Origin of the sequence: Maricaulis sp., assembly GCF_030149235.1 — a bacterium.
GTDB lineage: Bacteria > Pseudomonadota > Alphaproteobacteria > Caulobacterales > Maricaulaceae > Maricaulis.
Genome location: NZ_JASBRW010000066.1, coordinates 1 through 10,627, shown reverse-complemented (window position 1 = coordinate 10,627; position 10,627 = coordinate 1). Strand labels below are relative to the sequence as shown.

Sequence of the window (10,627 nt, the reverse complement as noted above, 5' to 3'; positions counted from 1 at the left end):
GAGCAGGTTGCGAATGATACGGATCATGGTTTTGTAATCGTCAACAACCAGGATCGGCATCGTCATTTCGACAGCCATGCGTAGTCTCCATCCACTCGGCGTGTTTGTCCTAAAGGACGGCTTGTGTCGCCGTCTTCATGGAGGACCCTAGACAATCGCGGATAAAAATCGGTTAAAGCGCACAAAAAGAGGGAGATCTTGATGTCCGCAGTTCATGGCGCAGACCTCGAAGAAATGGAAATTGGCCAATCCGATGAGACGGTTACGGTCGTTACAGAGGGTCACCTCGATGCCTTTGCAGAGGTTTCGGGAGACTACAATCCCGTCCATATGGACGAAGAATTCGCTCGCAAGACCCCGTTTCGGGGCCGAATTGCACACGGGGCGCTGATCGCATCTTTTATTAGCGGCGTGCTGGGCAACCAGCTGCCCGGACCGGGTGCGATCTTCCTTGGCCTGAACATGCGCTTCATGAAGCCGACCCGGATCGGTGATGAAGTGACAACACGCGTCACCGTGAAATCGATCGACCTGAAAGCGCGTACGGCCGTAATGGATTGCGTCTGCCTTGTTGAAGGCGAGCCGGTCATGCAGGCGGATGCTGATGTCATGGTCCGCAAACGTCGCAAGAAGTCCTCGGCATAATCCCGTGCTGGTGCTCGAGGGCTATACCGGTCTGAGCGACACCGCCCGTGGTGCGGTGATCGCGCTGGGGAATTTTGACGGCGTTCATGCTGGGCACCTGGCGGTCCTCGCAAAGGCGCGTGGTCTGGCGCAGGAAATCGGGGCGCCGCTCGGCGTCGCCCTGTTCCAGCCTCACCCGCGCCGGTTCTTTGCGCCCGACAGTGCTCCGTTCAAGCTGATGAGCCATGACTGGCGCAATGAAAAGCTGGCAGCGGCTGGCGCCAGGACTGTTTTCGCTCTGCCGTTCGATGAAACCATGGCCGCGATGTCGCCGGAGGAATTTGTCGAGACCGTCCTGCATCGCGGGCTGGGGATTCGCGGCGTTGTGACCGGAGCCGATTTCCGTTTTGGCAAGGGCCGGGCCGGGGATGCGGATCAGCTTGAAGCGTTCTGCGCTGTCCGCGGTATCAAGGCGCGCCGCGCGGACCTGCTCAATGATAGCGAGGAGAAGGTCTCGTCCAGCCGGATCCGCACAGCCCTCGCCGATGGGGATGTCGCGGCCGCTGCCCGCTGGCTCGATGGAGCATGGCGCGTCGAGGGTGAGGTCCAGCACGGCGACAAGCGTGGCCGTACAATCGGCTTCCCCACGGCCAATGTGCTTCTGGGTGATTACACACGTCCCGCCCACGGCGTGTACGCGGTGCGGGTCGGATTGCCGGGCGAGCGCCCCTCGCGTCCCGGCGTAGCGAATTTTGGCGTGCGTCCGACGGTCAACGGCACCCAGGAACGGCTGGAAGTCTTCCTGTTCGATTTTGATCAGGACCTTTATGGCCAGATGATTTCTGTCGCATTCGAAGGGTTTTTGCGTCCGGAGCAGAAATTCGAGGATTTCGCCGCCCTGAAGGTACAGATTGAAGCGGACGCGAAGGCGGCCCGCGATATGCTGAGCGCAACAGCTGGACCGGCCTAAGCGGCTCTGTTACACGCGAAGCATGGTCCTGTCTTACTTGCGGATATCCCTCGCGGGCCCCTGTGCCACGTCCATTTCCCGGCGAATTATTCGCCCGGGCTGCGTGCGCTGAGGCCGGCAGTTCCGGGTGACCGCTTCGAATTTTGACACATGACCAAAACCGCAAGGATTGGATCCGATGACGGATACGACCGCCGATAACGGCACCGAGACCAGCGCCCGCGATTACCGCGACACGCTTTTCCTTCCCAAGACCGAATTCCCGATGCGCGCCGGCCTGCCGAAGCAGGAACCGAAATGGCTAGAGCGATGGGAGAAGCTCGACCTCTATAACCAGCTGCGTGAACAGAGCGCTGGCCGCGAACGTTTTGTCCTGCACGACGGCCCGCCCTACGCCAATGGTCACATCCATATCGGCACGGGCATGAACAAGATCCTCAAGGATTTCGTCGCCCGCTCGCATCAGATGGCCGGTTATGACTCCCCCTTTCGCCCGGGCTGGGACTGCCACGGTCTGCCGATCGAATGGAAGGTCGAGCAGCAATACCGCGAAAAGGGCAAGTCCAAGGACGCGGTCCCGATGAAGGAATTCCGTACCGAATGCCGCAATTACGCAGCGCACTGGATCGACGTGCAGCGTGAGGAGTTCAAGCGTCTCGGCGTGCTGGGCAATTGGGACGATCCGTATACGACCATGGCCTACAAGGCCGAGGCTGCGATCGTTCGCGAATTCCTCAACTTCACCGAACAGGGCCTGGTCTACCAGGGCTCGGCGCCGGTGATGTGGTCGCCGGTCGAGAAGACGGCTCTGGCTGAGGCCGAGGTCGAGTATCACGACAAGGTGTCGTCCACGATCTATGTGCGCTTTCCGGTGCGTGCCGTTCGCAAGGACGGCTCGGCGATCCCGAAACAACTGGTCGGTTCCCACGTTGTTATCTGGACCACCACGCCTTGGACCATCCCGGCCAACCGCGCGATCTGTTTCTCGCCGGAGGTGAAATACGGTCTCTATGAGGTCAAAGGTGTCGATGATGCCGATTTCCAGCCGTGGACGCGGCCGGGTGACCTTCTTGTGGTAGCCGACGCGCTCTGGGAGGAAACCGCCAAGGCCGCCAAGATCGTCAATTTTGATCGCATTATGGGCGTCGATCCGGAGGGCCTGATCTGTTCCCACCCGCTCGCGGATGCGGACCGGTTCTGGGGCTATCGCGTTCCGTTGCTCGCCGGTGACCATGTTACCGACGAGGCCGGTACCGGCTTCGTGCACACCGCGCCGGGCCATGGTGCTGAGGACTATGCCGCCTGGATGGACCATCCCGAATGGCATGATCGCGACCAGCCGGTGCCGCACACGGTCGGCGAGGATGGTGCTTTCTACGACCACATCCCGTTGTTCGCCGGTCTGAACATCATCCGTCTGGATGGCAAGAAGCAGGGCCAGGACGGTCCGGCCAACAAGGCCATCATGGATACCCTGATCGAAACCGGGAAGCTGCTTGCCCGCGGACGGCTCGAGCACTCCTATCCGCATTCCTGGCGCTCCAAGGCTCCGGTCCTGTTCCGCAATACGCCGCAATGGTTCATCGCCATCGATCGGCCGATGAAGACCGGTGGCACCTTGCGCGAGGCGGCCCTGAAAGCCATCGGCGATACCGAGTGGACACCGCCGATCGCGGAAAACCGGATCCGGTCCATGGTCGAGAACCGGCCCGACTGGCTGGTCTCGCGCCAGCGCGCCTGGGGTGTGCCGCTAACGTTGTTCGTCGAAAAATCGACCCAGCGCGTGCTCAACGATCCGCACGTGCACGAGCGCATCGTCAAGGCGGTCGAGGAAGACGGGGCCGATGCCTGGTTCGAACGCCCGGCCGAGGAATTTCTTGGCAGTGACTACGAGGCTGACGAATGGGAAAAGGTCACCGACATTCTCGACGTCTGGTTCGACAGTGGTTCAACCCATGCCTTTGCCCTCGAGCAGCGTCCCGACCTGAAGTGGCCGGCGGACCTCTATCTCGAAGGTTCTGACCAGCACCGTGGCTGGTTCCAGTCCTCACTGCTGGAAAGCTGCGGCACGCGTGGCCGTGCCCCCTATGACAGTGTGCTCACCCACGGCTTCGTCATGGATGGCCAAGGTCGCAAAATGTCCAAATCGCTGGGCAATACCCTGGCGCCGAACGAGATCGCCAAGAAGTACGGCATCGAGATCATGCGTATGTGGGTCGCGGCACAGGACTTCACTCTGGACCTGCGGATCTCCGAGGAAATCCTCCAGACCAGCGTCGACGCCTACCGCAAGCTGCGTAACACGGTGCGCTATCTCCTTGGGGCCCTGGACGGTTTTGACGAGACCGAGCGCCTGCCGATGGATCGCATGCCGTCGCTGGAGCGCTGGGTGCTGCATCGTCTGCACGAGCTCGATGCTGTCGTGCGCGAGGGCTACAAGGCTTATGACTACAAGCGGGTCTATTCGGCGCTGTTCAATTTCTGCGTCGTTGACCTGTCGGCCTTCTATCTCGATGTGCGCAAGGACAGCCTGTATTGCGACCGTCCCGACAGTGACCGCCGCCGGGCGTGCCGGACCGTCATGGATGAGGTTTTCACGCGTCTGACCGCCTGGTTGGCGCCGATCATGCCTTTCACCATGGAAGAAGCCTGGCTGTCGCGTTTCCCGTCCGAGACCGACAGCGTGCATTTCCGGACTTTCCCCGACACGCCGGACGATTGGCATGATGGCGCCCGCGCCGAGCGCTGGCAGACCATCCGTCGCCTGCGCCGTGTTGTTACCGGCGCACTGGAAGTAGAGCGCCGCGAAAAACGTATCGGTTCAAGCCTTGAGGCTGCCCCGAAGGTGTTCGTTACCGATCCGGTCTACCGGTCTGCGCTTGCTGCGGAAGCCGATGGCGATCTGGATGAATTCCTGGCGGAAATTGCCATCACCAGCCAGGCCTATCTCGTGGATGAGGCCGGGCCGGAAGGGGCTTACCGTATCGAGGATGTCGCCGACATCGCTGTCGATCCGGGTAAGGCGCAGGGTGAGAAGTGTGCCCGGTCGTGGAAATACGACCCGAAAGTCGGTGCCGATGCGCGCTATCCGGAGCTGAGCCCGCGCGACGCGGACGCTGTGGCGCATTGGGATGTGGTCAATGGCTGACACGCTGAAGCGGGTTCTCAATCAGATTTCCCAGCCGGGCCCGGCCCGGTTGGGGCTGATTCTCGCGGCGGTGATTTTCATCTTCGACCAGCTGACGAAATATCTGGTCCTGGACCGGCTGAATTTCTCCCCGCCCGGCTGTCTAGAATTCCAGCTCGCCAGCGGTCCGCAGCGCTTCGGCATGGTCAATAATTGCGGCCATATCGAAATCTCGCCGATCTTTGATCTGACCATGGTCTGGAACAAGGGCGTCAGCTTCGGTCTGCTCGGCGCGGACAATCTGATCGGCCGGATCGGACTGATCGTGTTTTCGCTCGCCGTGTCGGGTTTGCTTCTGGCCGGGCTGTTCGGTCATGGGCCGATGAAGGTCATGCGTCCGCTGCAGGTCTGGTCCTTTGGCTGTATTATTGGTGGTGCGCTCGGAAATGTCATTGACCGGGCGATTTACGGCGCGGTCGTCGACTTTTTCAACTTCTCCGACGTGTATTTCCCCTGGGTGTTCAACATCGCCGACGTGGCGATCAATATCGGCGTCGCGATCCTCATTCTGGACATGCTTCTGGGCGATCGTAAGGATGCGAAAGCGGATCCTTGATGGATCAGGGGCTGGAGCTTCCCGCCGCACTTCGTTAAAGATATCGCCAAGAGTGATTGGAGCTTAGCTGATATGCGTATGCGTTCCGCCCTTTTTGTCGCCGTGGCGGCATCCTTCCTGGCTACCGGCTGCAGCAGCCTGGGTGGCGGTGACCGTAATGGTCCGGACGAATTCCGGACCGTGACCATTGCCCCGCTGACCGTTCCGCCGGAATACAATCTGCGCCCGCCGCGTCCGGGTGAGCCGCGTCCGGAAGAAATCTACCCTGATCAGCGCGCCCGTGCGGCCCTGCTTGGGGCGGGCAGCCGGTTTGACGGTTCCGATGCGGAAGCCCTGCTTGTTGCGCAGGCCGGTGGTGGGGCTGCCGACCCGTTCATCCGCTCCATCATTGATGGCGAGACCGCGAATGTGGTTCGCAAGTCGCGCGGCTTTGCTGACCAGGTGATGTTCTGGCGTGATGGCGAATACACCCCGCCGGTTGATGCCACCCCGGTGGACGCTGCTGAAGAGGCCGCCCGTCTCGAGCAGATCAATGCGGCCACGGGTGGCGGCGATGTCGAGATTGAACGCAATCGTCGGCTGCTGCCGAAGCTGCCGGGCCTCTAGGCCGATCAGGCTTTGCCACTTGACCGACTCAGGGCCAGCCGAAAGGCTGGCCCTATGTCTTTGAGCATGACCCAACCCATTATCCGCCGCCTGTCTCCGGAGACCGTCAACCGTATCGCTGCCGGCGAGGTGGTTGAACGCCCGGCCTCTGTCGTCAAAGAGCTCGTCGAGAACGCGCTCGATGCCGGCGCGCGCCGGATCGGCATATCGGCGGAGGGGGGAGGCCTCGTGCGCCTTGTTGTCGAAGACGACGGCAAAGGGATGAGCCCGGACGAGCTGGGTCTTTGTATTGAGCGCCATGCCACCTCGAAACTGCCGGTGGGAGAGGATGGCGCCGATGATCTGCTCAATATCGGCACGATGGGCTTTCGCGGTGAGGCGCTGCCATCGATCGGATCCATCGCCCGCCTGCTGATCACGACGCAGGCCCGGGGCGCGGGAGATGCCTGGACGATCACCGTCGAGGGTGCCCAGACCCATGGTGTCGCGCCGGCCGCTCCGTTGGGGCGCGGCGGAACCCGGATCGAGGTCCGCGACCTGTTCTATGCCACGCCGGCCCGGCTGAAATTTCTCAAGAGCGAGCGCGCTGAAAACCAGGGCATCTCCGACGTTATCAAACGCCTTGCCATGGCCCGGCCGGATGTCGGCTTTTTCCTGACCCTGGACGGGCGCAAACGCCTTTCTGTGGCCGCCGAGCGTGAAGCCAGTCCGGAAGCCCGCAAGGCGCGTATGGCGGCCGTGCTGGGCGATGAGTTTGGCGATAACGCGCTAGAGGTTGACCAGGAACGCGAAGGCGTTCGCATCACCGGCTTTGCCAGCCTGCCGACCTATTCGCGCGGTAACTCCTTGCACCAATATCTCTTCGTCAATGGCCGCCCGGTGCGGGACAAGCTGCTGGGCGGGGCTGTCCGGGGCGCCTATCAGGACTTCCTGGCGCGCGATCGCTATCCGGTGGTGGCCCTTAATGTCGAGCTGCCGACCGACCAGGTTGATGTCAACGTCCACCCGGCCAAGGCCGAGGTGCGGTTTCGTGATAGTGGGCTGGTACGAGGCTTGATCGTCGGAGCCCTGCGCCACGCGCTGGCCGCGGCCGGACATCGGGCTTCAACGACAGTGGCAGGCTTCGCCCTCGGGGCTGCGCGCCCGCAAGGCTTCAGTGCTCCACCACAGGGCGGCTATCAGTCGGCTCTGCGTCCCGCCTCGCCAGCCGGGCAAATGGCGGCGTGGGGCAGTCCGGCAGAACCCGTCCAGCCGGCAGTCTTCGACCCGGGAATGTCCGCGCGGGTGGAACCGGAAACTTATATGCCGGCGTCACAGACGCCAGCCGAACCCGAGCAACCGGACTGGCCGCTGGGCGTGGCCCGGGCGCAGTTGCACGAGACTTATGTGGTCGCCCAGACCGGCGACGGTATAGTCATCGTCGATCAGCATGCTGCGCACGAGCGTCTGGTCTATGAGCGCATGAAGAAGATGATCGCCGAGGCCGGTGTCGAGCGTCAGCACCTTTTGGTGCCGGAGATCGTCGATCTCGATGAGGCCGAGGCCCGCCGTGTGCTCGACCGAGCCGACGAGCTGGCCGAGCTTGGTCTCGTGGTGGAAGCCTTCGGGGCAGGGGCGGTGGCCGTTCGCGAAACGCCCGCTCTGTTAAGAAAACTCGATGTCCAGGGCTTGATTCGCGACCTCGCCGACGATCTGGCCGCCTACGATCAGGCGCTGTCGCTGAAAGAAAAGCTCGAGGACGTGGTTGGCACCATGGCTTGCCACGGATCCGTCCGCTCTGGCCGCCGCCTCACCGGCGAGGAAATGAACGCGCTGCTGCGCGAAATGGAAGCGACACCGCATTCCGGCCAATGCAATCATGGCCGCCCGACCTATGTCGAGCTCAAGCTGGCCGATATCGAGCGCCTGTTCGGGCGGCGTTAGGCTGCCAGGCGCCGGTCGTCGATGCCCAGCGACGCGTTGAAGTCCTTGTAGATATCGAACGCATCATCGGCTTCCAGGCGGTTTAGCGTGCCGCGCGGGAAACGTTCCGCCCAATAAGTGCAGACATGATTGATCGCGGCGAGATGTTCGCCTGTCGACAGGAACATGTGAGGCGCGCGCAGCAGGAAATTGCGGAAAGCGCTGGGGTCATTCCCGTCTACCAGTCGCATGTACGCATTGTCATAGGCCGCGAGGGCCTTGTCGACTTCACCGATACGCATGTAGAGCGTGCGGGCAATGGTCTTGCGGATGCCGGCCAGTACAGCCTCGTCGTCCGGGTGGGAGCGGACATAACGGGTCGACAGGATCGCCTTGGCGATGGGCTCAAAGCTCGGGCGCAGGCGGCTGATATTCCATTTGTAATACAGGAAGCCCTTCCAGCCGAACATGCCCTCGACATACTCATCCGGCTGCAGGCGAAGCGTCTCGCGCAGGGGTTCGAGTGTCTTCGAGCGTTCGTCCTGCATGATCAGGCGCGCCAGCTTGTCGGAAATAGCCTTGGCTTCGGGACCTCCGACGCCATAGGCGAGCTCGACCAGTTTCGAGATTTCGCCAACCACATAGGCCTGGATTTTCTGCACATCGGCGTCGGAGATGTCGAAATAGCAGGCGGCCGGTTTGTGGCCGATCTGAGCCAGGCGCTCGCGCAGGAGATAGGGATCAAGCGAGGGAAGCCGGGCGATTTCGCGCAATACTTCGACATCAGCGAGGATGCGGGCACGATTGCCGTCCCGTCCCAGCGCCTCGATCATGCCGCTCTCAAAATCATTCTGCTCGACGAAAATGGAATAGCCCCCAAGGCGTAGATCATCCTGAGCCAGCGGGAAGATTACCTTGGTCGCGGAAATGCGGCTGGACCCCAGGAAATCCATCTCGTGAGGGCTCAGCGTATGTTTGACGACAAAGGCAGTATTGAGCCGTTTGGAGCGGAAGAAGGGGGCATCGGAATACGCGTCACTGCCGCCATGCTTTTCCGCCACCCGGTGCAAATTCAGCACCCGGGCGGTGGACGCGCTCTCGCGGAGGTAGGCGAGGCTCTTGGCTTTCAGAGTTTGCGACACGGCGTGCAGGTCCAGTCCATCCAGACTATCGCATACCGCGTAACCCCTTAAGAGGCGTCTAACGACGATGTATCAGTTATACGCTCTAAAAACAGAACCTTGGCAGCTCCGTAGAGCTTCTCGGTGGCGATCGACCAGCCCGGGGTGAGTGGAGTTTCCTCGGCGCCGACTTCGAGCACAGCGATGGCATCGGGGCTGAGCCACGCACCTTCGATAAGTCTGGCCAGCGCTTCTTCACCGAGACCCTTGCCATAGGGCGGGTCGAGAAAGGCGATGTCAAAGGGCGCTCCGAGATTGGACGGCTTGTCGCCCAATGCGGTGGCATCGCGGCGATGCAGCCTTGTATGCCCGAACAGTTGCAGGGCATCGATATTGTCCCGGATTGCGCCGCGCGCGGCAGCTTCCGTCTCAACGAATAGGCAGAAGCTGGCGCCGCGCGACATGGCTTCCAGCCCCAATCCGCCGGAGCCGGCGAACAGGTCGATCACCCGCGCGCCCGCGATAGACGGGGCCCACTCCGCGTGGGCGAGCACGTTGAACATGGCCTCGCGGGCCCGATCGGAGGTGGGGCGGGTCGAGCGGCCCTTGGGGGCCGATAACGGCCGGCCCTTGTGCTTGCCGCTGACAATTCTCACTTGCGCGGCCCCTTGCGCTGCGGCCCGCCGGTGGACTTGGCGCGATGCAGTTGCTGTCCGCCGCTGCTTGTACGAACAGCGCCCGGGCGTCGCGACCGCGCCGGCGCGCGTTTCCTGGCAACGGCCTCGCCGTCCGGTTTGACGAAATCGATCAGATGGCCGCATTGGTCCTGCAGGACACGGGCAGCAACGGTCTTGACCTCACCCTTGCCGAGATCGCCGAGCTGGAACGGACCATAGGCGGTCCGGATCAGGCGATTGACCTTCAGCCCGACCGCATCGAGCGCCTTGCGGACTTCGCGGTTCTTGCCTTCGCGAATACCGACATTGAGCCAGATATTGGAACCTGTCTCGCGCTCGATCTCGACTTCCATCGGTCCGTATTTGATACCTTCGACGGTGACGCCCTTTTTCAAGGTTTCCACGGCTTTCGGGTCAATGCGGCCGAAGGCACGGGCGCGATAGCGGCGCATCCAGGCGGTGGAGGGCAGTTCCAGGGCTCGGGCGAGGGCGCCATCATTGGTCAGCAGCAATAGCCCTTCCGATGTCAGGTCGAGGCGGCCGACCGAAATGACCCGGCCGATATCGCTGGGCAGTTTGTCGAAAACGGTCTCGCGGCCTTCCGGGTCGCGGTGGGTCGTCACCAGGCCTGCCGGCTTGTGGTAGCGCCAGAGGCGGGTCGCGGGTTTGTCGCCGACCAGCTTGCCATCGACCTCAATGCTCTCGCTTCCGGTGACCTTGAAGGCGGGTGTATCAAGTGCCTTGCCATTCACCTTGACGCGGCCGGCTTCGATCATGCGCTCGACTTCGCGGCGCGAGGCTATGCCTGCGCGCGCGAGGTATTTGGCAATGCGTTCGCCGCTTTCGTCCTGATCGGTCAATCTTGACCCTTTCGCTCAAGCGCTCTAGGCCGCCGACATGGCGGACGCGCGGGATACACGCTTTATGCAGGTCGCGCTAGAACTAGCGCAAGCGGCGGCTGATATCGGCGAGGCGCCGATCGGT

The 10,627-nt window shown here is 62.2% G+C and carries 9 protein-coding genes and 1 pseudogene; 6 read left to right on the top strand and 4 right to left on the bottom strand.

Annotation, left to right across the window (positions count from 1 at the left end; genetic code table 11):
- Positions 1–78: pseudogene (locus Q1V51_RS13470) on the bottom strand (two-component system response regulator); the annotation flags it as partial.
- A 123-nt stretch (positions 79–201) separates the two neighbouring features.
- Here Q1V51_RS13470 and Q1V51_RS09835 point away from each other — a divergent pair.
- From Q1V51_RS09835 to mutL, 6 genes are all read left to right on the top strand, one after another.
- The gene (locus tag Q1V51_RS09835) at positions 202–645 is read left to right on the top strand and encodes a MaoC family dehydratase (RefSeq protein WP_300555847.1); all 444 of its coding nucleotides are present in this window, start codon (positions 202–204) and stop codon (positions 643–645) included.
- 4 nt (positions 646–649) lie between these two features.
- Entirely contained in the window at positions 650–1,594 is a 945-nt protein-coding gene (locus Q1V51_RS09830; RefSeq protein ID WP_300555845.1) for a bifunctional riboflavin kinase/FAD synthetase, read from the top strand.
- 178 nt (positions 1,595–1,772) lie between these two features.
- Complete coding sequence (gene ileS / locus Q1V51_RS09825; protein WP_300555843.1) at positions 1,773–4,742, top strand: isoleucine--tRNA ligase; 2,970 nt, start codon at positions 1,773–1,775, stop codon at positions 4,740–4,742.
- Positions 4,735–5,337 (top strand): signal peptidase II, encoded by a 603-nt coding sequence (gene lspA, locus Q1V51_RS09820; RefSeq protein WP_300555841.1) that lies wholly within the window; start codon positions 4,735–4,737, stop codon positions 5,335–5,337. The genes ileS and lspA overlap by 8 nt, the downstream gene beginning before the upstream one ends.
- A gap of 78 nt (positions 5,338–5,415) precedes the next feature.
- Positions 5,416–5,943 (top strand): DUF3035 domain-containing protein, encoded by a 528-nt coding sequence (locus Q1V51_RS09815; RefSeq protein WP_300555839.1) that lies wholly within the window; start codon positions 5,416–5,418, stop codon positions 5,941–5,943.
- Between the two features lie 54 nt (positions 5,944–5,997).
- A complete protein-coding gene (gene mutL / locus Q1V51_RS09810) occupies positions 5,998–7,866 on the top strand; it encodes a DNA mismatch repair endonuclease MutL (protein WP_300555837.1) in 1,869 nt (622 codons plus the stop codon).
- Here the strand turns inward: mutL and Q1V51_RS09805 are convergent.
- Genes Q1V51_RS09805 through Q1V51_RS09795 form a run of 3 tightly spaced genes read right to left on the bottom strand, consistent with a single transcriptional unit; the run spans position 7,863 to position 10,503 of the window.
- Positions 7,863–8,987, bottom strand: a complete 1,125-nt coding sequence (locus Q1V51_RS09805) for a hypothetical protein (protein ID WP_300555835.1) — start codon at positions 8,985–8,987, stop codon at positions 7,863–7,865. The genes mutL and Q1V51_RS09805 overlap by 4 nt on opposite strands.
- A gap of 47 nt (positions 8,988–9,034) precedes the next feature.
- Positions 9,035–9,622, bottom strand: a complete 588-nt coding sequence (rsmD, locus tag Q1V51_RS09800) for a 16S rRNA (guanine(966)-N(2))-methyltransferase RsmD (protein ID WP_300555833.1) — start codon at positions 9,620–9,622, stop codon at positions 9,035–9,037.
- A complete protein-coding gene (locus Q1V51_RS09795) occupies positions 9,619–10,503 on the bottom strand; it encodes a pseudouridine synthase (RefSeq protein ID WP_300555831.1) in 885 nt (294 codons plus the stop codon). Before Q1V51_RS09795 ends, rsmD begins: the two co-directional genes overlap by 4 nt.
- Positions 10,504–10,627: the final 124 nt, after the last annotated feature.